Origin of the sequence: Streptococcus equinus ATCC 9812 (genome assembly GCF_000187265.1) — a bacterium.
Taxonomy (GTDB): domain Bacteria; phylum Bacillota; class Bacilli; order Lactobacillales; family Streptococcaceae; genus Streptococcus; species Streptococcus equinus.
Genome location: NZ_GL698429.1, coordinates 800,825 through 824,309, shown reverse-complemented (window position 1 = coordinate 824,309; position 23,485 = coordinate 800,825). Strand labels below are relative to the sequence as shown.

The following is a 23,485-nucleotide window of genomic DNA, read 5'->3' as shown; positions in this document are numbered from 1 at the left end:
AATTGTTATAAAGTCTAGTCTGGTAAGGTTCAATCGTGTTTTTACTCAGCTAGTAAATCTTTGATTTCTTGGTAGATTTGTTCGTTTTCTTCTAGGCTATAAGAGTTCGCTCCGCTGGCAAGAGGGTGACCTCCGCCGTCATGACGTTTGGCAATTTCGTTGATGACTTTTGTTTTACTGCGCAAGCGGACACGATAGTTTCCGTTTACTTGTTCGACAAAGATTGCCCATGATTGGACACAATCAATGCGACCTGGTGCTCCAACGATAGCAGATGTTTCAGCTTCTGTGACATTGTATTTTTTCATTGTCTCTTGCGTCAATATAACACGCGCAGCCCCATTGTCATCAACTTCTAAGTTATCGTAAACAAAGCCTTGAAGTTTAGCAATTTTAAATGAAATAGAATCCATTTGGCGAGCAAGACTAGAAAAATCGAAGTCATATTCGCGAAGTTTACTTGCAATCATGAATGTTTTGCAGCTTGTGGCTGGGTAAAGGAAACGCCCAGTGTCTCCGACAATACCTGAGTAAAGCAAGCGAGCAGCTTCGCTAGAAAGGGCTAAGCCAGTAGAGAAAGCAAAGTCAGAGATGATTTCGCTGGCACTTGAGGCGTTCGTATTGACGTACAAGAGGTCACCATAAACATCTTCGTTAGGGTGGTGGTCAATCTTAATGAGGCAATCGCCTTTTGTGTAGCGCTCATCGTCGATACGTGGAGTGTTTGCTGTGTCAGTGACAATGACCAGAGCCCCATCGTAGTCGCTGTCAGACACTTCATCCATTGTCGTAATCCATGCAAGAGTTGGCTCATCAAATCCAGTTGCCAAAACTTTTTTAGTTGGAAAATTGTGCTTGATGAGTTCACGCAAACCAGCTTGGCTACCTAGAGCATCTGGATCAGGTCGTTGATGACGGTGAATGATAATGGTATTGTAAGCTTTTATCTTTTCTAAAATTTCTTTAAATGTATTCATAGTTTATTCCTTTACAAGTTGAGATTTATTTTATTATAGCATGAAAAAGAAAAACTGTAGAAAGTTTGTAAAATAAGTTTATTACTTTATTTTTATTTTTAAAATGCTAAAATAAATGTGTAAACGTTTTCTAAAAAACCAAAAATCATAAGGAGGCTATGCTCATGTCAGTATTTTATGTTCCATCTCAAAACCTTATTGGGCGCGGAGTGGTTAAAAAAATCGGAAGTCATATTAAAGAATTAGGCTACAAAAAGGCCCTTTTGGTAACAGACCATTTTATTGCTGGAAGTGATATTTTATCTAAAGTAACTGCACCACTTGATGCAGAAAATATTGATTATGTTGTTTATAGCGATGTTGATCCAAATCCAACAGTTAAAAATGTCGAAGAAGGTCTAGCTGCTTTGAAAGAAAATGCTTGTGACTTTATCATCTCACTTGGAGGTGGTTCACCACAAGATGCTGCTAGTTGTATTTCAATTTTGGCAACAAATGGAGGTCGTCCACAAGACTACGAAGGTGTCAACAAATCATCTAAAAAAGGTCTTCCTGCTGTAGCCATTAATACGACTGCAGGAACATCAGCTGAAATTACAATCAACTACGTCATCACAGATGAAGAACGCAAAGTTAAAATGGTTATGGTTGATAAAAATAGCTTAGCCTTGATGTCTGTTAATGACCCAGAACTTATGGTTTCAATGCCAAAATCATTAACAGCGGCAACTGGTATGGATGCTTTGACTCACGCAATCGAAGCTTTAGTGACACCGGGTGCTTACGGTGCAACGAAAAAATTGTCAATCGGAGCAATTGAGCTAATCAAAGAATTTTTGCCACGAGCTGTTGAAAATGGTGAAGATTTGGAAGCGCGTGAGGCTATGGTCAATGCTATTTTCTTAGGTGGTATGGCATTTAACAATGCAGGGCTTGGTTACGTGCATGCGATGGCTCACCAACTTGGTGCGGTTTACCATTTGCCACACGGTGTCTGCTGTGCTATGATTTTGCCAATCGTCGAACGTGAAAATACCAAATACGTTCCAGCAGCTTTCCGAGATGTGGCTAAAGGACTAGGACTTCATACAGAAGATAAAAGTGACCAAGAATGTGCTGATTACGCTATTGCAGAAATTGAAAAATTGTCAGCAACAGTTGGTATTCCTAAGAAATTGACTGAGCTTGGTATCAAGGAAGAAGAATTCGACTTCGAATTTCTTTCTAAAAACGCTTTGCTCGATGCCTGCGCACCAGGTAATCCATTTATGCCAACCCTTGAAGAAACAATCGAACTTTACAAACAATTGTTTTAATGGAGCAAGAGTTTAACGTAAGTCACTGAAAATTTTCAGTGACTTATTTTTTTGAGAAAATTTCTTTGCAAAACAAAAAGAATGTGTTAAGATAGTACCTAAAAAATTTAATTAGAGGAGGCTAACTTGGATACAACAACGTTAAAAGACTTGGCAAAGACAGAATTACATTGTCACTTGGATGGTTCGATTTCATTGGAGACAATTCGTCAATTAGCAGATATGGCAGACATTGCTGTTCCTGAATCTGATGATGAATTGAAAATGCTTGTCGTGGCACCTGCTGAGGCAGAATCTTTGATGGATTACCTTAAGGCATTTGATTTTATTCGTCCGCTTTTACAGACAAAGAAGGCTTTACACTTAGCGGCTTACGATGTGGCTAGACAAGCTGCGCAGGAAAATGTGATTTACACTGAAATCCGTTTTGCGCCTGAGTTTTCAATGGACGAAGGTTTAAAAGCTTCAGAGACCGTCGAAGCTGTTTTGTCTGGCCTTGAGCAAGCAGAAAATGATTTTGGCATCGTTGCTAAAGTGCTTGTCTGTGGGATGAAACAATCACCTGCAAGTGTTACTCGAGATATCTTTGACCACGTTGTACCGTTAGCCAAAAAAGGGTTGGTTGGTTTTGATTTTGCAGGAAATGAACTTGATTTTCCACCAGCAGAATTGGAAAAACTCATTCGATACACTCAAGAACTTGGTCTTCCGATGACTTTCCACGCTGGAGAATGTGGCTGCGCTCACTACATTGCAGACTCAATTGCCCTTGATATCAAACGTTTGGGGCATAGCACAGCTATTTATAATCAACCAGAATTAATCAAACAATTTGTTGAGAATAATGTAACAGCTGAGCTTTGTTTGACAAGTAATCTGCAGACAAAAGCAGCAAAATCAATCGATGAATTTCCGTTTCTTGCTTTGAAAAATGCTGGCGCTAAAATTACAATTAATACAGACAATCGAACAGTTTCAGATACAAATCTGACAAAAGAATACGGACTTTTTGTTAAATATTTTGGAGTAGATGCAGCTGATTTTCTAACCTTTAATAAAAATGCCATTCATGCATCTTTTACAAGTGAAGGTCAAAAAGCTGATTTATTATCGAAAATTGACGATTTATATAAAACATTTTTGTAAAAATATGCTACAATAATGGTAATTTATGTTTGGAGGGAACTATGGCTTTAGTTAAAATTGTCTATGCCAGCATGACAGGAAATACTGAAGAAATTGCTGACATCGTCGGAAATAAATTTGAAGAACTCGGACACACTGTTGAAGTAGATGAATGTACAACTGTTGACGCAGCTGATTTTGAAGATGCTGATGTTGCAATCGTTGCATCATACACTTACGGAGACGGTGAATTACCAGACGAAATCGTTGATTTCTACGAAGATTTGGCAGATGTTGATTTGTCAGATAAAATTTTTGGTGTTGTCGGTTCTGGTGACACTTTCTATGATTACTTCTGTAAAGCAGTTGATGAATTTGAAGCTCAATTTGCATTGACAGGCGCTACAAAAGGTGCTGATTCAGTCAAAGTTGATTTGTCAGCTGAAGAAGAAGACATTGCAAATCTAGAAGCTTTCGCAGAAACTATTTCTGAAAAAGTAAACTAATAGTAACCTGAGGTTGGAGTGCGCTCCAATCTCTTTTTTTCTCTTCTCCTTCATAAAGAATTAAATATAAGTGAGGTGCCGTATGGCAAAAAATAGAGAATACGATTATGGCTTTCACGATGATGTGACGCCAACTTATTCAACCGGAAAAGGATTGACGGAAGAAATCGTTCGAAACATATCTGCTTACAAGCATGAGCCAGAATGGATGCTTGAGTATCGGCTAAAAAGTTTGGAATTGTTTTATAAACTTCCCATGCCTGATTTTGGACCTGATTTGTCTGGAATTGACTTTGATGATGTCATTTATTTCCAAAAGCTAGCGGATAAGAAGGTTAATGACTGGGATGATGTTCCTGATAAAATCAAGGAAACATTTGAGAGACTTGGTATCCCGCAAGCAGAGCGAGACTATCTATCAGGTGCCGTGGCACAATACGAATCTGAAGTTGTTTACCATAATATGAAAGAAGAATTTCAAAAGCAAGGCATTATTTTCACAGATACCGATACAGCTCTTCAAGAATATCCTGAACTATTTAAGAAGTATTTTGGAAAAATTGTTTCAAATAGCGAGCACAAGTTTGCTGCGCTAAATGGTGCGGTTTGGTCAGGTGGAAGTTTTATTTACGTGCCAAAGGGCGTGCAATGTGATATTCCCGTTCAGACATATTTCCGAATTAACGGTGAAAATGCTGGACAGTTTGAACGCAGTTTGATTATTGTTGATGAAGGTGCTTCAATTCAATACATCGAAGGTTGTACAGCACCAAATTATTCGACAAATAGTTTGCATGCTGCCACTGTTGAAATTGTTGTTAAACGTGATGCAAGTTTTCGTTATACAACCATGCAGAACTGGTCAGATAATGTCTACAATCTTGTAACAGAACGTGGTCGAGTTGAAGAAAATGGTATGTTGGAGTGGATTGATGGTAATCTTGGAAGTAAGGTTAACATGAAATATCCTTGCTCAATTTTAGCAGGACCACATGCTAAAACATCTGTGCTTTCCATGGCATTTGCCAATTATGGACAACATCTAGATGCGGGTTGTAAGGTTTATCATAATGCTCCTCATACGTCTTCAACTTTGATTTCAAAATCTGTAGCTAAAGATGGCGGAAAAACAGATTATCGTGGGTCAGTTTACTTTGGTAAGCATAGTGACGGCTCAAAATCTCATATTGAATGTGACACCATTTTAATGGATGATTTATCAAGTTCTGATACCATTCCTTTCAATGAGATTCACAATTCAAATGTCTCCTTAGAACACGAAGCAAAAGTCTCAAAAGTCTCAGAAGAACAACTTTACTACATGATGAGTCGAGGCATTTCAGAAGAAGAAGCGACAGCGATGATTGTTAATGGTTTTATGGAACCAATCACAAAAGAACTTCCTATGGAATACGCTGTTGAAATGAATAGTTTGATTACTATGAGTATGGAAGATTCTATCGGGTAAATATTTGAAAATTCTAAAAATAATCTTTTTATCTCTTGAGTCTTCTTGTCAAGAGATAAACTTTTCTTTATAATGGAAGTAATATGAAAAAACATGAGTACAAATATGGTCAGCTACGCAAGTTATTAGTGATTCTTGGTTTACTTAGTATTTGTGGCTATTTTATGATTTATGTCATCAGGCACTGGCAACTGATTGCCGCTTTTTGGCAATCTAGTTCGAAAACAACTCTAACACAGTTTTTGATACAGTTGCGAACAAAAAATCTGATGAATATCACTATTTTGCTATTTTTGACAGCTTTAACAGCAGCCATTCCTTTTATGTCGAATGCGATTTTTGCTATCTTTAATGGCTTGATTTATGGCCCTGCTATTGGCTTTTTGATGAATCTCTCAGCAAATATCCTTGGCAATTTTATCTTTGTTAGAATTCTGAAAATGATTGATTTAAAGGACAATGATATCAAGTTGAAAAAATATTTTGCAGGATTCAAAAATGTCATCGATGCTGTTGAAAATCAAGAACTAGGTATTATGCTAGGTTACATGATTCCTGTGATTCCAACCCTACTCATCAATTATCACGTGGCAAAAATCAAATTGCCTTGGCGCAGGTGGTTTCTCTACGTTACAATCGGAGTAGCACCGAGTAGTTTATTGTATGCTTTAGGTGGAGATGCGGTTGTTGCGGGAAATTTAAGACTGATTATTGTACTGCTTATTATTTTTATTGCCATCAGTTTAATAGGAACTTATTTTAAACGAAAAAAGAATAAGTCATCTTTATAGTAGAAATAAAAAAGATAAGGATATGGAAAAATGTCAGTAAAAGATTTGAATATTATCCGTCAAGAAATCGATCAAGTAGACCAAGAGTTAGTAGCCCTTCTGGAAAAACGTATGGCTCTAGTGACTCAAGTAGTAGCTTATAAGAGAGCTACTGGAAAAGCTATTTTAGATACTAGTCGTGAAAAAGTAGTCTTAAATAAAGTTGCTAGTCGCGTTCAAAATAAGGATTTTGAAACGACGCTGGTTAATACTTTTGCAGATATCATGAAAAATTCTCGCGATTATCAAGCTAAACAGTTAAAGGCTGATTTAGATTAAGAAGGTAGCTCTCATGATTAAAAACTTAAAAGATAATCAAGATTATTCTTACAATGTTCTTGTAAAAGTAATCGGCGCAAGTCTTCTTATTGGATTTCTGATAGGTTGTGTTGATACTGTATTTGGTCGCGTCTTACTCATGCTTAGTGACTTTCGAACTAGTCATTTCAATTATGTGATCCCTTTTTTGGGGTTGATTGGGATGGTTATTGTTTTTCTTTATCAAAAAGCGGATGCTCGAGCTAGCAAAGGAATGGGGCTACTTTTTGCGGTTAGTCAAGAAGCCGAAAAAGAAATTCCGTTGGTCATGTTACCTTTGGTAACTGTAACAACTTGGCTAACTCATCTTTTTGGAGGAAGTGCTGGTCGTGAAGGTGTTGCTGTCCAGCTTGGGGCGACGATCTCACATGCTTTTAGCAAGTTTTTCTCTTTTGAAAATAGCTCTCGCTTGTTTCTTGTAACGGGTATGGCAGCTGGGTTTGCCGGTTTGTTTCAAACGCCATTGGCGGCTGTTTTTTTTGGACTTGAGATATTGGTTCTTGGCAAATTACAATTACCAGCTCTTTTACCAATGACAATTGCTTCATTTGTGGCGAGTGCAACATCACATGTTTTAGGATTAGAGAAATTTGCTCACTTTGTCAATGTTTCACTAACTTTTAATGCTTTGTTGTTTTGCAAACTTGCTTTGCTAGGACTTATTTTTGGACTAGTCGGCAATGCCTTTGCTGCTTTACTTGCCTATGCTAAACAAAAAGCCAAAGAGGTCATGGATAATCCCTACTATCGTATTTTATTTGGTGGGATTGTGCTTAGTCTTCTTTTCTTGATGTTGTATCGTGGACGTTATTCAGGTCTTGGAACTAATCTGATTGATGCTAGTTTTTCTGGGAAAGACATTTACTTTTATGATTGGTTATTGAAACTAGTCTTGACTGTGGCAACTTTAGCAATCGGTTTTCAAGGTGGTGAGGTCACACCGCTCTTTGCTATCGGTGCATCACTCGGTGTTGTTTTAGCAAATGTTTTTGGTTTGCCAGTTGAATTTGTTGCAGCGGCAGGTTACATCAGCGTCTTTGGTAGTGCCACAAATACACTTTTAGCTCCGATTTTTATCGGAGGAGAAGTCTTTGGTTTTGCTAATTTGCCATATTTTGCTTTAATTATGATTTTTGCTTACAGCCTTAATCGAAAACACTCTATTTACACAGGACAAGAGGTTTTGACATTCTAGAAAAAACACTCAAAAAAGTCAGCTATTTTGCTTTACAGCTATGGTGATTTTTGGTAAAATAAGAAAAGTGTGTAATGGACGCACTAAAATACGGCTAATCCGCTGGGACAAGCACCTAATGATTAGTAAGATAGGAGAATAAATAAATGAATCCATTAATTCAAAGTTTGACTGAAGGTCAACTACGTACTGACATCCCTGCATTCCAACCTGGTGATACTGTTCGTGTTCACGCAAAAGTTGTCGAAGGAAGCCGCGAACGTATCCAAGTTTTCGAAGGTGTGGTAATTTCACGTAAAGGTCAAGGGATCTCAGAAATGTACACAGTTCGTAAAATTTCAAGTGGTATCGGTGTTGAACGTACATTCCCAGTTCACACTCCACGTGTAGAAAAAATCGAAGTTGTTCGTCACGGTAAAGTACGTCGTGCTAAACTTTACTACTTGCGTGCATTGCAAGGTAAAGCTGCTCGTATTAAAGAAATCCGTCGTTAATTTTGGCGATAACTTTTCGATTGAAAAAATCTGTCCTTGTGACAGATTTTTTCATAGCTCCCCTTAGTTCAATGGATATAACAACTCCCTCCTAAGGAGTAGTTGCTGGTTCGATTCCGGCAGGGGAGATTGAACCTAGCTTAAAAACCCTTGATTTCAAGGGTTTTTCTTATGTTTGAAATGGATTTTGTCCAAAATGTTGCCTCAAAAATTCTTCCTCTTTTTTAGTGAAAAGTTCAAGAAATATTGTGTTATTTTTTCTGAAAAAATCTTTTATTTTCGCCAGGTTTTTTCCTCTATTCTAGATAAAAAATGATATAATATTTTTGATTAGAAACGAAGGAAGTATAATGGCAAGAAAAAAATATTCTATCGATAGTCGCATCGACTATTCTGTGATTCTACCTGTCTTTTTTCTTTTGCTTATTGGTTTAGTTGCTGTTTATATTGCAGCAGCAAATGATTATCCTGGAACCATTGCAAAAGTGATGACGCAACAAGGCATTTGGATTTTTTTAGGTTGTGCAGTTGCCTTTGTTGTCATGCTCTTTAGCACAGAATTTTTATGGAAAGTCACCCCGTATCTATATGGATTAGGACTAGCCTTGATGGTTTTACCTTTGATTTTTTACAGTCCCGAATTGGTAGAGTCTACAGGTGCTAAAAACTGGGTGACAATTGGTTCTGTGACCTTATTTCAACCTTCGGAGTTTATGAAGGTCTCGTATATTTTAATGCTTGCTAGGGCATCCATTTGGTTCCGCCAAAAATTTTCAGAAGATAATTTGAAAAATGATTGGAAACTTCTTGGAGTTTTTGCCTTGATTACCTTGCCAGTGATGATTCTTTTAGGCTTGCAAAAAGACCTTGGTACAGCAATGGTTTTCGCAGCGATTTTAGCAGGCTTAATTTTGTTGTCAGGAATTTCTTGGTGGATTATCTTACCTGTAGTTATTGTTGTTACAGTTGTTATTGCAGGCTTCTTGGCGCTTTTTCTATCTCCTCATGGTAAAGATATTTTCTATAGTTTGGGGATGGATACTTATCAAATTAACCGTATTTCAGCTTGGTTAGATCCATTTTCATATGCAAAATCAATTGCCTACCAACAAACTCAAGGAATGATTTCGATTGGTAGTGGTGGTTTCAGCGGTAAAGGGTTCAATGTGGTCGATCTTTCAGTTCCAGTTCGTGAAAGTGATATGATTTTCACTGTTATTGCTGAAGATTTTGGTTTTCTTGGCTGCGCTGTTGTCATGGGCTTGTACCTTGTTTTGATTTATCAAATGCTCCGTGTGACATTTGAATCTAACAATCGATTCTACACTTATATTTCAACAGGATTTATCATGATGATTTTATTCCATATTTTTGAAAATATTGGTGCGGCAATCGGAATTCTACCTCTGACTGGTATCCCTTTGCCATTTATTTCACAAGGTGGTTCATCATTGATTTCTAATCTGATTTGTGTTGGTTTGATTTTATCAATGAGTTATCAAAATAATTTGCATCATGAGCAAGAAATCGAAGAACATTTCAGAAGAAGTGAACGTTATTAAAAGAGGTTTGGAAGAAATTCCAAGCCTTTTTCTTGTCAAAATGAAGCCGTTTGGGAGATGAAAATGATTGGTCAGAGACTGTAAAAAAATGTAAATTTGTGATATAATATTGGTTATGAATTACCATGATTATATCTGGGATTTGGGTGGCACTTTACTTGATAATTATGAGATGTCTACTCAGGCTTTTGTGAAAACGTTAGCAGATTTTGGCCAACAAGCATCACATGATGAGGTCTATGAAAAGCTAAAGGAATCCACAGATGCCGCTGTTGCACAATTTATCCCAAACCAACCACAATTTTTAAAAGATTATAAGACCTTAGAAGCCGATTATTTGAAAACACCGGTTCTTTTTGCGGGTGCGAGCGATGTTTTGCAGGCAATTGTGGCAAGCGGAGGAAGAAACTTTTTGGTTTCTCATCGTAATAAGCAAGTCCTTGATATTTTAGAAAAAACTAAGGTACTTCCATATTTCACGGAAGTTGTTACATCTGAAAGCGGCTTTGCCCGCAAACCAAATCCAGAATCGATGTTGTACCTCAAAGAAAAATATAATATTGAGCAAGCTCTGGTGATTGGAGATCGTGAAATTGATAAAGAAGCCGGTCAAGCAGCAGGCTTTGATATTTTATTAGTTGATGGAAAAAAATCCTTATTGGAGATAGTGAAGTAAATGACGGAAGAAAATAAAAATTTAGCAGAATTAGCCAAAGAATACGACGCGAGTCAGATTCAGGTCTTAGAAGGTCTTGAAGCTGTACGTATGCGCCCAGGGATGTACATTGGTTCAACTTCAAAAGAAGGTTTGCACCACTTAGTCTGGGAAATCGTTGATAACTCTATCGATGAAGCTTTAGCAGGCTTTGCGACACATATTGAAGTCTTTATCGAAAAAGATAACTCAATTACAGTTGTCGATGATGGGCGTGGTATTCCTGTCGATATTCAAGAAAAAACAGGTCGTCCAGCCGTTGAAACGGTCTTTACAGTATTGCACGCCGGAGGTAAATTCGGCGGTGGCGGTTATAAAGTATCAGGTGGTCTCCACGGGGTAGGTTCATCTGTTGTTAACGCTCTATCAACACAATTGGATGTGTCTGTTTATCGTGATGGAAAAATCCATTATCAAGAATATCGCCGTGGTCATGTTGTTGACGATTTGAAAGTTATTGGTGACACAGACCGTCACGGTACAACTGTTCACTTCACTCCAGATGGTGAAATCTTTACAGAAACAATAGTATTTGATTTTGATAAATTAGCTAAACGTATTCAGGAACTTGCTTTCTTGAACCGCGGTTTGCGTATTTCGATCACTGACAAACGTGAAGGTATTGAACAAGAACAACATTATCACTACGAAGGTGGTATCTCAAGTTATGTTCAATTCATTAACGAAAACAAAGATGTTATCTTTGATACTCCTATCTACACTGATGGTGAGATGGATGGCATTTCTGTTGAAGTGGCAATGCAGTACACAACAGGTTACCACGAAACAGTTATGAGTTTTGCAAATAATATTCACACACATGAAGGTGGTACACATGAACAAGGTTTCCGTACAGCTTTGACACGTGTGATTAATGACTACGCTCGTCAAAATAAAATCCTTAAAGAAAAAGATGACAATTTGACTGGTGACGATGTTCGTGAAGGTTTGACGGCTGTTATCTCTGTTAAACACCCTAACCCACAATTTGAGGGGCAAACAAAAACAAAACTTGGAAACTCAGAAGTTGTTAAAATTACTAACCGCTTGTTTAGTGATGCCTTTAGCCGTTTCTTGTTAGAAAATCCTCAAATTGCGAAGAAAATCGTTGAAAAAGGTATTTTAGCTTCTAAAGCTCGTATTGCTGCCAAACGAGCTCGTGAGGTTACTCGTAAGAAATCAGGTCTTGAAATCTCAAATCTTCCTGGTAAATTGGCTGATTGTTCTTCAAATGACGTAACAATGAACGAATTGTTCATCGTCGAAGGGGACTCTGCCGGAGGTTCAGCAAAATCAGGTCGTGACCGTGAGCATCAAGCTATTTTGCCAATTCGTGGTAAAATCTTGAACGTTGAAAAAGCAAGTATGGATAAAATCCTTGCTAATGAAGAAATCCGAAGTTTATTTACAGCTATGGGAACAGGATTTGGTGCTGACTTTGATGTTACAAAAGCACGTTATCACAAATTGGTCATCATGACCGATGCCGATGTCGATGGTGCACACATTCGTACATTGTTATTGACTTTGATTTATCGCTTTATGCGTCCTGTTCTAGAAGCAGGTTATGTTTATATCGCACAACCACCGATTTACGGTGTCAAAGTTGGTAGTGAGATTAAAGAGTATATCCAGCCAGGAGCAAATCAAGAAAGTGAACTTCAAGCAGCTATCGAACGTTACAGCAATGGTCGTTCTAAACCATCTGTTCAACGATACAAAGGTCTTGGTGAAATGGATGACCACCAACTTTGGGCAACAACAATGGACCCAGAGAATCGTTTGATGGCGCGTGTCTCAGTTGATGATGCGGCTGAAGCTGATAAGATTTTTGATATGCTTATGGGTGACAAGGTTGAACCACGTCGTGAGTTCATCGAAGAAAATGCGGTTTACAGTACACTTGATATTTAACAGAATATTAACAGAATATTAACAGAAAAATACTGCATGCAATCTCTAAGTATGGTATAATTGTAACGTTATAGCTATTTTTTACGATAAAAAGACAATTTATAAGGAGTTTTAAATGTCGAGCGGAATTATTTTACTGCTTGTAGCAATAGTTGTTTTAGTCATTATTGCTTATCTAGTTGGCGTTGTTGTACGCAAACGAAATGATTCATTGATTGCAAGCTTAGAAGAACGAAAACAATCATTATTTGGATTACCAGTCAATGAAGAAGTCGAAGCTGTTAAAAATCTTCATCTTATCGGACAAAGTCAAACAACATTCCGTGAATGGAATCAAAAATGGGTTGACCTTTCATTAAATTCATTTTCAGATATTGAAAATCATATTTTTGAAGCAGAAGATCTTAATGATAGTTTCAAATTCATCAGCGCAAAACACGAGATTGACAATGTTGAAAGTCAATTGAATCTGGTTGAAGAAGATATTAATGCTATTCGAGAAGCACTTTCAGTATTGGAAGAACAAGAAGAAAAGAATAGTGCTCGTGTTAAACATGCTTTGGATTTGTACGAAACTCTTCAAGCTTCAATCTCAGAAAAAGAAGATAACTTTGGATCAACAATGCCTGAAATTGAAAAACAATTGAAGAACATTGAAACTGAATTTTCTCAATTTGTAACTCTTAACTCAACAGGTGACCCCGTTGAAGCCTCAGAAGTACTTGACCGTGCTGAAGAACACACAATTGCGCTTGGACAAATTTCTGAACAAATTCCAGCAATTGTTGCTAAATTAGAAGATGATTTTCCAGATCAACTTGATGATTTGGAACAAGGTTATCGTCGTTTGCTTGAACAAAATTACCACTTCGCTGAAAAAGACATTGAAGCTCGTTTCCAAGAAGTGCGTGATTCAATTCGTGCTAACTCTTCTGAACTTGTGACACTTGATTTGGATCGTGCACGTGATGAAAATGAGCACATTCAAGAAAATATTGAGTCATTGTACGAATTATTTGAACGTGAAATCAAAGCTCACAAGTCAGCTCTTAAAGACAGTAAGATTATTCCGGATTATTTAGCTCATGCTAAAGCTAATAACGAAAAATTAGAGCATGAAATTAAACGTTTGTCTCACAAGTATATTTTGAATGACAATGAAAAACTTAATCTTCGTTCATTCACTAAAAATTTGGAAGAAATCGAACAAGAAACATTACCAATTGTTGAAGTGTTTGATAACCAAGACAAACCGTTCTCTGAACTTCAATTGATTTTTGATCGTACACTGAAAACTCTTGATGCTGTTGAAGAAGGACAAATGCAAGTCTTTGAACACGTTAAAAACATTGAACAAATTGAAAGTGTTGCTCGCCAAAGCTTGGATCAATACATTAATCGTTTGCACATGATTAAACGTTTCATCGAAAAACGTAATTTGCCTGGTATCCCTCAAGGTTTCTTGAGTGCATTTTTCACAACAAGCAAACAATTAGAAGTTTTGACTGATGAACTTAGCCGTGGTCGTATTGATATTGAAGCTGTTTCACGATTGACAGATGTTGCGACTGCAGCAATTGCTAATCTTGAAGATTCTGCATATCAAGTCGTTCAAAATGCTACATTGACTGAACAATTGTTACAATACTCAAATCGTTATCGTAGTTTTGAACCAAGTGTTCAAAGTAGTTTCGAACATGCTTTGCATCTCTTTGAAGTGGATAATGATTATCAAGCATCGTTTGATGAAATTTCATATGCTCTTGAAACTGTTGAACCAGGTGTAACTGACCGTTTTGTAACATCATACGAAAAAACACGTGAACAAATTCGTTTCTAAGACGAAGATATACTAAAAAGGTTTGGAAAATTTTTCTAAACCTTTTTTGATAAGAAAAATGGGTAATGATTATGAAAAAGATTGGTATGGTTGTGGCTGTTGAAATACAGTCAGTTATGAGAAAATATGCTGACAAACTCAAGAAGGAGGATGTCAGGGGATTCACAGTTTATTCAGTAACATTTGATGATAAAATTTTATATATTATGCAGTCAGGTGCAGGAGAAATCAGAGCTGCTGCCTGTACTCAATTATTAATTAGCCTTTTTGATGTCGATTTAATCGTGAATTATGGTGTGGTCGGTGCTCTTACAGAGGAATTAAAAGTCACCAATATTTGTTTGGTTGAGAAGGTTGTCCATTATGATATGGATACCTCAGCTGCTGACCATTGCGAAGTTGGGCGTTATTTGGAATATCGGGATATCTATTTGCCAACAACGAAGGCGTATGTGCAGTTGATAAAAAAACAGCACCCTTTTATTCACCCAGTTATCTGTGCTTCTGGTGATAAATTTATCGCTGATGAAACAAAGAAACGTGCCTTAAATCAGGATTTTAATGCTGATATTTGTGATATGGAGAGTGCAGCAATAGTTTTGATTTGTGATCAGAATAAAGTTCCAAATCTAATTCTTAAAACCGTTTCTGATAGTATAACCGGAGGAGCCGAAGAATTTCGCTCTTCTATCGAAAACGCAGCAGATATTTGCCTAGAAATCTTAGATAATATTCTTAAAGAGTTTTAAATCAGTCATTTCGACTGATTTTTTGTTTGTGTAAAAATTTCTAAAAATTTAACTTGCAATTTTCAGAATTTTCTTGTAGAATATCCTTAATATAAAAAAGCAGTGATAGAAAGAGCCTGAGACAACAAACAGAGAGTGCTTGATGGTGAGAAAAGCGTGCAATCCTTGGGCGACACATTCTTGAGTGCGTGTGCGAACTCTTATGACAGTAGTACACGACGCGTGGTCTACGTTACAGACTAGAAGTCACGTACTTCATGAGAGCAGTAAAGGCGACTTTCTGCTGAATCAGAGGTGGAACCACGTTTTAAGCGTCCTTGCAAATTTTTTTGCGAGGGCTTTTTTATATCAGAAAATAGAAAGGATTTTGTTATGACAACTATCAAAGGATTGAGAAAAATTGACCCTTATGTTGCCGGAAGTCAACCGAGTGGCGAAAATTTAATAAAATTAAACACAAACGAAAATGCTTACGGACCAAGTCCTAAAGTAGCAGATACCTTTTCACACTTTGATGTCCATCAATTGCGAAAATATTCTACTTTAGACCAAAAATCCCTTCGTAGAGCTCTCGCTAAACAACATGGTCTTGATCCAGATCAGATTATTGTTGGTAATGGATCTGATGATATTCTGTCTATGGCATTCTTGGCATTCTTTAATAGCGATGATCCTATTTTATTTCCTGATTTGACATATGGTTTTTATAAAGTCTGGGCTGATTTGTACCATATCAATTATCATGAGATTCCTTTAGATGATAATTTTGAAATCGATGCGACTGATTATATCGCTGATAATGGTGGCATTGTCATTACTAATCCAAATGCACCGACAGGGATTTATAAGTCGCTTGATGAGATTGAGCGTATTATTCGAGCTAATCAAGATGTGGTTGTCATTATTGATGAAGCTTATATTAATTTCGGTGGTCAAACAGCTATTCCCTTGCTTGAAAAATATGACAATGTGTTTATCACACGGACATTTTCAAAAGATGCTTCACTTGCTGGGCTTCGTGTCGGATATGGCATGGGAAGTAAAAAATTGATGCCGGTTATTAATGCAGTAAAGAACTCAGTGAATCCTTATAACGTTGATTTGATTGCTGAAAAACTTGCACTCGCAGCGGTTGAATCTTGGGATTACTATAAAGGCACATGCCAAAAAATTATGGCAACGAGAGATTGGTTTTTTGATGAATTGACATTTCTTGATTTCACTGTCTTAGCGTCAAAGACAAATTTTGTATTGGCAGAATGTCCACATCACTCTGCGAAATCGCTATTTGAGTATTTGCAGTCTAATAACATTTATGTCAGATATTTCCCAAAAGTTGAGCGTATTAAGAATCATTTGCGAATTTCCATCGGTCGTCAAGACGAAATGGAAGAAGTAATCAGAGTGATTAAGAAATATTATATGAAGTAAGGAGGCGATTGAATGAAAAAAACGACATTACCTGTCGGTATGCATGATAAATTGTTTAAACGTGCTCGAGTAACCTATAAAATCGAGCGTGACATTAGTGATTTTTTGATGAGTCAAGGTTTTAATCGCATTGAAACTCCGACACTTGAGCACTTTGAGGTTTTTAGTGATTCGATTACTAAAAATAATTATAATTTTTTTGATAAAAGTGGTGAGTTGTTAACTCTTCGTCCAGATATTACAAGTCAGATTGGTCGTGTGATTGCCTCGACTCAGGTTGAAACACCGATTAAATTTTCTTATTCTGGAAAAGTTTTTAAGTACAATGAAGAGATGCGTGGCTTGATGAATGAACACACGCAAGCTGGTGTTGAAATTGTCGGATTTCCTGCAAACGAAGCGGTTTATGAGGCGATTGTGTCAGCAAAAGCTTCTCTTGATAAAGCCGATATTCCATCTTACCAATTTGAATTTTCTCATGCCGGTATTTTACAAACGATTTTTGAAAAGCTTAATTTACCAGAAACAGCTAGCAGAGAATTCGATGTGGCAATCAAAGATAAAAATATTACACAATTGAATGAACTGACTAAAAAGTACCCAAGCGAGTTCGATGAATTTTTGAAGCAATTGCCGTTTTTATTTGGAGAAAGTCATAAAGTCTTGCAAGCAGCTCGGAAGCTTGTTACAAATGAGTCGGTTTTAGCTGCTTTGAGTGATTTGGAAAATCTACTGGAACAAGTTTCTGATATTTTGCCTGAAAGCAATATTGATTTAGCACAAATTCCATCAATGCCATATTATACTGGTGTGATGTTCAAAGTTTTTGGTGACAAGGTTCCTGATGCTTTTGCATCTGGCGGACGCTACGACAAATTATTTGAACGCTTTGGTGCAAAGAAATTGACAGCAGTTGGTTGGGCAGTTGATATTGATGCCATTTACCAAGCTGTCCACGACAGCTTAGAAGGAGGTGCCTAATGGAAAATCAAATTACGATTGCATTGACGAAGGGGCGTATTGAAAAAGATACGGTGAAACTTTTGGAAAAAGCTGGTTTTGACATGTCGTTTATGGCAAATAAAGGGCGCAACTTGATTTTTGAAAGTCCAGATAAAAAGTTTCGCTTTTTGTTAGTAAAGGCACCTGATGTGACAACTTATGTGAGACATGGTGTGGCAGACCTTGGTGTGGTCGGAAAGGATTTGTTGATTGAACATCCGACAGGGTATCTTGAAATGTTAGATTTAAATTTTGGTTTATGTAAATTTTCAGTAGCGTCAACGGATGATTATAAGCCACATGACCATAAGCGCAAGCGAATTGCCACAAAATACCCAACCATAGCAACAGATTATTTCAATAAAAAGGGGGAGGATGTTGAGATTATTTCCATTCAAGGAAGTGTTGAAATTGCCCCAGTTATTGGACTTGCGGATGCTATTGTTGATATTGTTGAGACTGGAAATACTTTGGTTGCAAATGGTCTTGAAGTCTACGAAGATATTTGCCGTATTTCAGCTAGATTGATTGTCAACAAAGCGGCTTTAAAGAATAATCCTGATATTATGCCATTTATCCAGAAAATAGAAGAAATTGTCGGAAATGAGGAGGTAGCTTTTAAATGAAACGATTAACTGGAACGACTGAAGAGATTTCAGAAGTTCTTTATCAAGAACAGCTGGAATTGAGTAAAGAAAATCTTGATGTTGACGATGCAGTTCGTAAGATTTTAGAAGATGTCAAATTAAATGGCGATAAAGCTCTTAAGGCTTATTCTGAAAAATTTGACAAGCTTGCTTTGGATGATTTTGAAATTGGTCAAGACCTTATTGATAAAGCTTTTGAAGAAATTAATCCAGAAGTTTTACAAGCTCTTAAGAACGCTAAAGCTAACATCGAAAGCTATCACAAGCAACAGCTTGAATCAGGCTTCGAAGATGCTCCAGTAGATGGTGTCATTCGTGGTCAATTGATTCGTCCGATTGAACGTGCGGGTGTTTATGTTCCAGGAGGAACAGCTGCCTACCCGTCATCAGTTTTGATGAATGTGATTCCAGCAAAAATTGCAGGTGTTAAGGAAATTATCATGATTACCCCACCACAAAAGCATTTTGAACCAGCTATTTTGGTTGCTGCGTCACTTGCTGGTGTTGATAAAATTTATCAAGTTGGTGGTGCACAAGGTATTGCAGCCCTTGCTTATGGTACTGAAAGTATTCCTCGTGTTGATACAATCACTGGACCTGGAAATATTTTTGTAGCAACAGCTAAGAAAATGGTTTATGGTCTTGTTGGCATTGATATGATTGCTGGTCCGTCTGAAATCGGTGTGATTGCTGATAGCACTGCAACACCAAAATATGTGGCAGCAGATTTGCTTTCTCAAGCAGAACATGACAAACGTGCTCGTGCGATTTTGGTTACAAACTCTGCTGAAATAGCTGATACAGTTGAAGCAGAAATAGAAGTTCAGCTAAAAGCATTGCCACGTGAAAAAATTGCTCGAGCTTCGATTGAAAATAATGGACGTATTATCATTGCAGATTCAGTGGATGCCATGTTTGAATTGATGAACCAAGTAGCACCAGAGCATTTGGAGTTAGCGATGGATAATGCTTATGATTATCTTGATAAAGTTGAAAACGCTGGTTCAGTCTTTCTCGGACACTTTGCAAGTGAGCCGATTGGAGATTATTATGCTGGTGCCAACCACGTCTTGCCAACAACAAGTACAAGTCGATTTTCTTCTGCACTTGGCGTACATGATTTTGTGAAACGTATTCAGTACATGCAATATTCTAAGTCAGCGGTTAGTGCTGCTAGTCACGATATTACAACGCTTGCTTACGCTGAAGGTCTGCAAGCACACGCTAAAGCAATCGAGGTGCGTCATGACTAAGGTAAAAGGTTTATTGGTAATGGATGTGGACTCAACTCTCATCCAAGAAGAAGGAATTGATTTATTAGGTGAAGAAGCCAGTGTTGGTGAAAAAATCGCTGATATTACAGCGCGTGCCATGAATGGTGAACTTGATTTTAAACAAGCTTTGGACGAGCGTGTTGGTTTATTAAAGGGCTTGCCAGAAAGTATTTTTGATAAGGTGCTTGCGCGTATGCATTTTACAAATGGTGCTGAGAAGTTGGTGGCTGAGCTTCATCGTCGTGGCTATAAAGTTGCTGTTGTGTCTGGCGGTTTTCACGAAACGGTTGACGTTTTGGCAAATCGCATCGGACTTGATTATGTGAGAGCTAATCGCTTGGAAGTCAAAGATGGTGTGCTAACCGGAAAGGTCCTTGGTGAAGTTGTCACAAAAGATGTCAAGAAAGCAAGTTTAATGCAGTGGGCAGCAGAAAATGATTTGGAACTTAGTCAGACAATCGCTATGGGAGATGGTGCAAATGACCTTCCTATGATTAAAACGGCAGGAATTGGCATTGCTTTTTGTGCGAAGCCAATCGTTCGAAAAGAAGCACCGTATCAGATTAACGAAGCGGATTTGTACAAGGTGATTGAAATTATAGATAGTCAAGAAAAGGAAGAACAATAAATGAGACAAGCAGAAATTGAACGTAATACCTTTGAGACAAAAATCAAATTGAACCTTAATTTGGATGCTCAAGAGCCTGTTTCTATTGACACAGGTGTCGGATTTTTTGACCACATGTTGACTCTTTTTGCAAGACATAGTCGCATGTCACTTGTGGTTAAGGCAGATGGTGATTTGCATGTTGATAGCCACCACACTGTAGAAGATGTTGGAATTGTTCTTGGGCAAGCTTTGAAAGAGGCGCTTGGCGATAAAGCAGGAATCAATCGCTACGGAACAGCTTTTGTTCCGATGGATGAAACACTCGGGATGGCTAGTCTTGATTTGTCAGGACGCAGCTACCTTGTTTTTGATTGTGAGTTTGATAATCCAAAACTTGGAAATTTTGATACTGAGTTGGTTGAAGAATTCTTCCAAGCATTTGCTTTCAATGTTCAAATGAATTTACACCTGAAGATTTTGCATGGTAAAAATAACCACCATAAATCAGAAAGTCTTTTTAAGGCGACAGGACGTGCTCTTCGCGAAGCAATTACTATTAACCCTGAAATTCACGGGGTTAATTCAACAAAAGGTTTGCTTTAATATATAGAAAGGAAAATCAGCCCAAACACTGAAAATTATTGGTGTTTTCAAGGTTTGATAACTTAGCTAATGATTATTGTGATTGATTATGATGCTGGAAATACAGCGAATGTCTTGAGAGCCTTGAAGAAAATTGGTGTTCCGGCTGAATTGTCTAGTGATCCTACGAAAATTTTGGCTGCGGATGGGCTCATTTTACCTGGAGTCGGTGCTTATCCAACTGCCATGGCTGAACTGACAAAACGACATTTAGTAACAGCAATCAAAGAAGCTGTTGCTAAAGGTATTCCGTTACTTGGTATTTGTCTAGGTATGCAAGTGCTGACTGAAACTGGTCTTGAACATCGGGAGACTCAAGGACTTGGTTTTATTCCAGGTGTTTGCCGAGAAATAAAGGCTAGTAAAAATTTGCCAGTTCCTCATATGGGATGGAATGATTTAACGATAAAACAGGATAGCCCGTTGACAGATGGCTTGGATGGACAGTCGGTTTATTTTGTGCATAGCTATTTTACAGATGTCCCTGAAGAGTACATTGATGTTACAGCGGATTATGGCATTGAAGTACCAGCTTTGATTCATAAGGGAAATGTCTACGGTGCCCAGTTCCACCCTGAAAAATCAGGTGACCTTGGCCTAGGCATTCTTGAAAAATTTGTCGATACTTGTAAAGCTAACACGTGATAAAAAAGGAGTTTTGTATGCAAATTCTTCCAGCAATTGATATTAAAGATGGGCAGGCTGTTCGTCTCTTCAAAGGTGATTTTAATCAAAAAACGGTGGTTAATCCTGACGTACTTGAACAAGGCAAGATTTTTGCTAAGGCAGGAATCCAATTTATTCATGTTGTGGATCTTGATGGTGCCCTTGATGGTCGTGCTACGAATCGTGATTTGATTGCCAAGCTAAAAAAAGAATCTGGTCTTTCTATCGAAGTTGGCGGTGGCATTCGTACACTTGAGCAGATTGAAGATTATTTAGCGGTTGGTATTGATCGTGTGATTATCGGGTCAATGGCAGTCAAAAATCCAGATTTTGTGAGAGCTGCTTTGGAAAAATTTGGCAGTGACAAAATTGTGGTTGGAATTGATGCTAAAGCTGGCATGGTGGCAACCGAAGGGTGGCTTGAGACAAGTGATGTCGATTATATCAGCTTAGCAAAGGCTATGGAAAAAATTGGGGTGACTCTCTTTGTTTATACGGATGTAGACCGAGACGGGACACTAACAGGACCTAATTTTGAGCAATATAAACGCTTGGTAGCTGAACTAATGACAGCTCAGGTCATTGCATCTGGTGGTATAGCAGAGCAGGCAGATTTAGTCAAACTAGAAAAGATTGGCGTAGCAGGAACAATCGTTGGAAAAGCTTATTACAATGGTAATATCAGCCTTGAAGAGTTAAAAGCTTTTGGAGGATAGCCTATGTTGAAAAAACGTATTATTCCTTGCCTTGATGTCAAGGATGGTCGAGTGGTTAAGGGAGTTAACTTTGTTAATTTGACAGACGTTGGTGATCCAGTAGATGCAGCTCGTGCTTACTATGAGGCGGGCTGTGATGAATTGGTTTTTCTTGATATCACAGCGACTCATGAAAAACGTGACACGACAGTTGAAATGGTTAAACGTGTTGCTGACCAAGTTTTTATTCCCTTTACAGTTGGTGGTGGCATTCGTTCAGTTGAAGATATGAATAAAATGCTCAAAGCCGGTGCAGACAAGGTTGCTGTAAATTCATCTGCTGTAGCCAACCCACAACTTATCAAAGATTGCTCAGAAAAATTTGGAAATCAGTGTGTGGTTGCTGCTATTGATGCTAGAAAAGAAAGTGACGGGACTTGGCATGTTTATGTCGCAGGTGGTCGCAAGGATACTGGAATTGACTTGATTGACTGGGCAAAAAAAGTGGTTAGCCTCGGCGCAGGTGAGATTTTGCTAACCAGCATGGACAAAGACGGCACGAAGTCAGGATTTGACTTAGACATGCTAAATGCGGTTGCTGATGTGGTTGATGTTCCTATCATTGCTTCAGGTGGAGCAGGAAATATTGAGCATATGGTTGAAGTTTTTGAAAAAACAAGTGCAACAGGTGCACTTGCTGCTTCAATTTTCCACTTTGGTGAGGTTTTAATTGCTGATACCAAATCTGCTATGGTAGAAGCAGGAATTGAGGTGAGACGATGAGTGAGATAACGCTAGATTTTGCTAAGCAAGGAGGTCTTCTTCCTGTTATTGTGACTGATTATCAGACTGGGCAAGTGTTAATGCTTGCTTACATGAATGAAGAAGCTTATCGTTTGACTCTTGAGACAAAGCAAATGCACTATTGGAGCCGTTCGCGCAATGAACTTTGGCATAAAGGTGCAACCAGTGAGCATTATCAGTATGTTAAATCTATAAAAACAGATTGTGACTGTGATACTTTATTGGTTACTGTCAAGCAAGAAGGTTCAGCTTGTCACACAGGAGCATACAGCTGTTTTTTCAATGAGATTTTATAGAAAGGAAAAATGATGTTAGAAACACTTTATAATGAAGCTTTAGACCGTAAGGAAAACCCTAAAGAAGGTTCATATACCAATTACCTTTTTGACAAAGGTTTAGATAAGATTTTGAAAAAAGTCGGTGAAGAAGCAACAGAGGTTGTTATCGCAGCCAAAAACGCGGATAAAGTCGAAATCGCTAATGAAACTGCAGATGTGCTGTATCATTTGGCGGTCATGTTGGTCGAAACAGGTTTGACACCAGACGATATTGAGGCAGTCCTAAAAGTTCGCCAAGGAAAAAAGAGTAACGTTCACGATAGACCAGAAATTACAAATTATTAAGCTAAAAAGGTAGGAAATTAATTCCTACTTTTTCAATCCCTCAAAAGCAATCGGTTACGATACACATAAGAAGGTGCTACTT

At 37.9% G+C, this 23,485-nt stretch carries 25 protein-coding genes and 1 tRNA gene; 25 read left to right on the top strand and 1 reads right to left on the bottom strand.

Annotation, left to right across the window (positions count from 1 at the left end; all coding sequences use genetic code 11):
- Positions 1–41: 41 nt before the first annotated feature.
- Positions 42–977 (bottom strand): DHH family phosphoesterase, encoded by a 936-nt coding sequence (locus tag HMPREF0819_RS03920; RefSeq protein ID WP_004232586.1) that lies wholly within the window; start codon positions 975–977, stop codon positions 42–44.
- Between the two features lie 164 nt (positions 978–1,141).
- Between HMPREF0819_RS03920 and HMPREF0819_RS03915 the strand changes: the two genes are divergently transcribed.
- From HMPREF0819_RS03915 to hisE, 25 genes are all read left to right on the top strand, one after another.
- The gene (locus HMPREF0819_RS03915; protein WP_044023314.1) at positions 1,142–2,293 is read left to right on the top strand and encodes an iron-containing alcohol dehydrogenase; all 1,152 of its coding nucleotides are present in this window, start codon (positions 1,142–1,144) and stop codon (positions 2,291–2,293) included.
- Positions 2,294–2,419: 126 nt separating this feature from the next.
- Positions 2,420–3,439: an adenosine deaminase gene (gene add, locus HMPREF0819_RS03910; RefSeq protein ID WP_004232581.1), complete on the top strand. Its 1,020-nt coding sequence runs from the start codon at positions 2,420–2,422 to the stop codon at positions 3,437–3,439.
- Between the two features lie 41 nt (positions 3,440–3,480).
- Positions 3,481–3,924, top strand: a complete 444-nt coding sequence (locus HMPREF0819_RS03905) for a flavodoxin (RefSeq protein WP_004232579.1) — start codon at positions 3,481–3,483, stop codon at positions 3,922–3,924.
- Positions 3,925–4,006: 82 nt separating this feature from the next.
- Entirely contained in the window at positions 4,007–5,392 is a 1,386-nt protein-coding gene (gene sufB / locus HMPREF0819_RS03900) for a Fe-S cluster assembly protein SufB (protein ID WP_004232577.1), read from the top strand.
- Positions 5,393–5,475: 83 nt separating this feature from the next.
- A complete protein-coding gene (locus HMPREF0819_RS03895; RefSeq protein ID WP_004232574.1) occupies positions 5,476–6,183 on the top strand; it encodes a VTT domain-containing protein in 708 nt (235 codons plus the stop codon).
- A 30-nt stretch (positions 6,184–6,213) separates the two neighbouring features.
- Positions 6,214–6,501 (top strand): chorismate mutase, encoded by a 288-nt coding sequence (locus HMPREF0819_RS03890; RefSeq protein ID WP_004232571.1) that lies wholly within the window; start codon positions 6,214–6,216, stop codon positions 6,499–6,501.
- A 13-nt stretch (positions 6,502–6,514) separates the two neighbouring features.
- Positions 6,515–7,735 (top strand): chloride channel protein, encoded by a 1,221-nt coding sequence (locus HMPREF0819_RS03885; RefSeq protein ID WP_004232569.1) that lies wholly within the window; start codon positions 6,515–6,517, stop codon positions 7,733–7,735.
- A 146-nt stretch (positions 7,736–7,881) separates the two neighbouring features.
- On the top strand, positions 7,882–8,229 hold the full coding sequence (gene rplS / locus HMPREF0819_RS03880; protein WP_004232567.1) for a 50S ribosomal protein L19: 348 nt from the start codon (positions 7,882–7,884) through the stop codon (positions 8,227–8,229).
- Between the two features lie 57 nt (positions 8,230–8,286).
- Positions 8,287–8,358, top strand: a tRNA-Arg gene (locus tag HMPREF0819_RS03875).
- Positions 8,359–8,579: 221 nt separating this feature from the next.
- The gene (locus tag HMPREF0819_RS03870; RefSeq protein ID WP_004232565.1) at positions 8,580–9,791 is read left to right on the top strand and encodes an FtsW/RodA/SpoVE family cell cycle protein; all 1,212 of its coding nucleotides are present in this window, start codon (positions 8,580–8,582) and stop codon (positions 9,789–9,791) included.
- 115 nt (positions 9,792–9,906) lie between these two features.
- On the top strand, positions 9,907–10,467 hold the full coding sequence (locus HMPREF0819_RS03865) for an HAD-IA family hydrolase (RefSeq protein ID WP_004232563.1): 561 nt from the start codon (positions 9,907–9,909) through the stop codon (positions 10,465–10,467).
- On the top strand, positions 10,468–12,420 hold the full coding sequence (gyrB, locus tag HMPREF0819_RS03860; RefSeq protein ID WP_004232562.1) for a DNA topoisomerase (ATP-hydrolyzing) subunit B: 1,953 nt from the start codon (positions 10,468–10,470) through the stop codon (positions 12,418–12,420).
- Positions 12,421–12,535: 115 nt separating this feature from the next.
- The gene (ezrA, locus tag HMPREF0819_RS03855) at positions 12,536–14,260 is read left to right on the top strand and encodes a septation ring formation regulator EzrA (protein ID WP_004232560.1); all 1,725 of its coding nucleotides are present in this window, start codon (positions 12,536–12,538) and stop codon (positions 14,258–14,260) included.
- A 71-nt stretch (positions 14,261–14,331) separates the two neighbouring features.
- Complete coding sequence (locus HMPREF0819_RS03850; RefSeq protein WP_044023417.1) at positions 14,332–15,009, top strand: 5'-methylthioadenosine/S-adenosylhomocysteine nucleosidase; 678 nt, start codon at positions 14,332–14,334, stop codon at positions 15,007–15,009.
- 372 nt (positions 15,010–15,381) lie between these two features.
- Positions 15,382–16,440: a histidinol-phosphate transaminase gene (hisC, locus tag HMPREF0819_RS03845; RefSeq protein WP_004232546.1), complete on the top strand. Its 1,059-nt coding sequence runs from the start codon at positions 15,382–15,384 to the stop codon at positions 16,438–16,440.
- 12 nt (positions 16,441–16,452) lie between these two features.
- Positions 16,453–17,421: an ATP phosphoribosyltransferase regulatory subunit gene (locus HMPREF0819_RS03840; protein WP_004232544.1), complete on the top strand. Its 969-nt coding sequence runs from the start codon at positions 16,453–16,455 to the stop codon at positions 17,419–17,421.
- Positions 17,421–18,068 carry an ATP phosphoribosyltransferase gene (gene hisG, locus HMPREF0819_RS03835; RefSeq protein ID WP_004232541.1) on the top strand — a complete coding sequence of 216 codons (648 nt, stop codon included), beginning with the start codon at positions 17,421–17,423 and terminating at the stop codon, positions 18,066–18,068. Before HMPREF0819_RS03840 ends, hisG begins: the two co-directional genes overlap by 1 nt.
- A complete protein-coding gene (hisD, locus tag HMPREF0819_RS03830) occupies positions 18,065–19,342 on the top strand; it encodes a histidinol dehydrogenase (RefSeq protein WP_004232537.1) in 1,278 nt (425 codons plus the stop codon). The genes hisG and hisD overlap by 4 nt, the downstream gene beginning before the upstream one ends.
- The gene (gene serB, locus HMPREF0819_RS08935) at positions 19,335–19,991 is read left to right on the top strand and encodes a phosphoserine phosphatase SerB (RefSeq protein WP_044023313.1); all 657 of its coding nucleotides are present in this window, start codon (positions 19,335–19,337) and stop codon (positions 19,989–19,991) included. The genes hisD and serB overlap by 8 nt, the downstream gene beginning before the upstream one ends.
- On the top strand, positions 19,992–20,576 hold the full coding sequence (hisB, locus tag HMPREF0819_RS08930) for an imidazoleglycerol-phosphate dehydratase HisB (protein WP_004232533.1): 585 nt from the start codon (positions 19,992–19,994) through the stop codon (positions 20,574–20,576).
- 69 nt (positions 20,577–20,645) lie between these two features.
- On the top strand, positions 20,646–21,260 hold the full coding sequence (gene hisH, locus HMPREF0819_RS03815) for an imidazole glycerol phosphate synthase subunit HisH (RefSeq protein ID WP_004232530.1): 615 nt from the start codon (positions 20,646–20,648) through the stop codon (positions 21,258–21,260).
- A 17-nt stretch (positions 21,261–21,277) separates the two neighbouring features.
- On the top strand, positions 21,278–21,997 hold the full coding sequence (gene hisA, locus HMPREF0819_RS03810; RefSeq protein WP_044023312.1) for a 1-(5-phosphoribosyl)-5-[(5-phosphoribosylamino)methylideneamino]imidazole-4-carboxamide isomerase: 720 nt from the start codon (positions 21,278–21,280) through the stop codon (positions 21,995–21,997).
- Positions 21,998–22,000: 3 nt separating this feature from the next.
- Positions 22,001–22,759 (top strand): imidazole glycerol phosphate synthase subunit HisF, encoded by a 759-nt coding sequence (gene hisF, locus HMPREF0819_RS03805; protein WP_004232520.1) that lies wholly within the window; start codon positions 22,001–22,003, stop codon positions 22,757–22,759.
- Entirely contained in the window at positions 22,756–23,076 is a 321-nt protein-coding gene (gene hisI, locus HMPREF0819_RS08925; RefSeq protein WP_004232518.1) for a phosphoribosyl-AMP cyclohydrolase, read from the top strand. Before hisF ends, hisI begins: the two co-directional genes overlap by 4 nt.
- Before the next feature lie 12 nt (positions 23,077–23,088).
- On the top strand, positions 23,089–23,403 hold the full coding sequence (gene hisE / locus HMPREF0819_RS08920; RefSeq protein WP_044023311.1) for a phosphoribosyl-ATP diphosphatase: 315 nt from the start codon (positions 23,089–23,091) through the stop codon (positions 23,401–23,403).
- Positions 23,404–23,485: the final 82 nt, after the last annotated feature.

What these genes read in the sequence shown, in the direction of transcription:
- hisE (WP_044023311.1), top strand. Translation starts at nt 23,089, where the DNA reads ATGTTAGAAACACTTTATAATGAAGCTTTAGACCGTAAGGAAAACCCT.
- serB (WP_044023313.1), top strand. Translation starts at nt 19,335, where the DNA reads ATGACTAAGGTAAAAGGTTTATTGGTAATGGATGTGGACTCAACTCTC.
- sufB (WP_004232577.1), top strand. Translation starts at nt 4,007, where the DNA reads ATGGCAAAAAATAGAGAATACGATTATGGCTTTCACGATGATGTGACG.
- rplS (WP_004232567.1), top strand. Translation starts at nt 7,882, where the DNA reads ATGAATCCATTAATTCAAAGTTTGACTGAAGGTCAACTACGTACTGAC.
- hisI (WP_004232518.1), top strand. Translation starts at nt 22,756, where the DNA reads ATGAGTGAGATAACGCTAGATTTTGCTAAGCAAGGAGGTCTTCTTCCT.
- HMPREF0819_RS03840 (WP_004232544.1), top strand. Translation starts at nt 16,453, where the DNA reads ATGAAAAAAACGACATTACCTGTCGGTATGCATGATAAATTGTTTAAA.
- HMPREF0819_RS03850 (WP_044023417.1), top strand. Translation starts at nt 14,332, where the DNA reads ATGAAAAAGATTGGTATGGTTGTGGCTGTTGAAATACAGTCAGTTATG.
- hisG (WP_004232541.1), top strand. Translation starts at nt 17,421, where the DNA reads ATGGAAAATCAAATTACGATTGCATTGACGAAGGGGCGTATTGAAAAA.
- HMPREF0819_RS03870 (WP_004232565.1), top strand. Translation starts at nt 8,580, where the DNA reads ATGGCAAGAAAAAAATATTCTATCGATAGTCGCATCGACTATTCTGTG.
- HMPREF0819_RS03895 (WP_004232574.1), top strand. Translation starts at nt 5,476, where the DNA reads ATGAAAAAACATGAGTACAAATATGGTCAGCTACGCAAGTTATTAGTG.
- hisC (WP_004232546.1), top strand. Translation starts at nt 15,382, where the DNA reads ATGACAACTATCAAAGGATTGAGAAAAATTGACCCTTATGTTGCCGGA.
- ezrA (WP_004232560.1), top strand. Translation starts at nt 12,536, where the DNA reads ATGTCGAGCGGAATTATTTTACTGCTTGTAGCAATAGTTGTTTTAGTC.
- hisA (WP_044023312.1), top strand. Translation starts at nt 21,278, where the DNA reads ATGCAAATTCTTCCAGCAATTGATATTAAAGATGGGCAGGCTGTTCGT.
- HMPREF0819_RS03865 (WP_004232563.1), top strand. Translation starts at nt 9,907, where the DNA reads ATGAATTACCATGATTATATCTGGGATTTGGGTGGCACTTTACTTGAT.
- hisH (WP_004232530.1), top strand. Translation starts at nt 20,646, where the DNA reads ATGATTATTGTGATTGATTATGATGCTGGAAATACAGCGAATGTCTTG.
- hisD (WP_004232537.1), top strand. Translation starts at nt 18,065, where the DNA reads ATGAAACGATTAACTGGAACGACTGAAGAGATTTCAGAAGTTCTTTAT.
- hisF (WP_004232520.1), top strand. Translation starts at nt 22,001, where the DNA reads ATGTTGAAAAAACGTATTATTCCTTGCCTTGATGTCAAGGATGGTCGA.
- HMPREF0819_RS03885 (WP_004232569.1), top strand. Translation starts at nt 6,515, where the DNA reads ATGATTAAAAACTTAAAAGATAATCAAGATTATTCTTACAATGTTCTT.
- gyrB (WP_004232562.1), top strand. Translation starts at nt 10,468, where the DNA reads ATGACGGAAGAAAATAAAAATTTAGCAGAATTAGCCAAAGAATACGAC.
- HMPREF0819_RS03905 (WP_004232579.1), top strand. Translation starts at nt 3,481, where the DNA reads ATGGCTTTAGTTAAAATTGTCTATGCCAGCATGACAGGAAATACTGAA.
- hisB (WP_004232533.1), top strand. Translation starts at nt 19,992, where the DNA reads ATGAGACAAGCAGAAATTGAACGTAATACCTTTGAGACAAAAATCAAA.
- HMPREF0819_RS03920 (WP_004232586.1), bottom strand. Translation starts at nt 977, where the DNA reads ATGAATACATTTAAAGAAATTTTAGAAAAGATAAAAGCTTACAATACC.
- HMPREF0819_RS03890 (WP_004232571.1), top strand. Translation starts at nt 6,214, where the DNA reads ATGTCAGTAAAAGATTTGAATATTATCCGTCAAGAAATCGATCAAGTA.
- HMPREF0819_RS03915 (WP_044023314.1), top strand. Translation starts at nt 1,142, where the DNA reads ATGTCAGTATTTTATGTTCCATCTCAAAACCTTATTGGGCGCGGAGTG.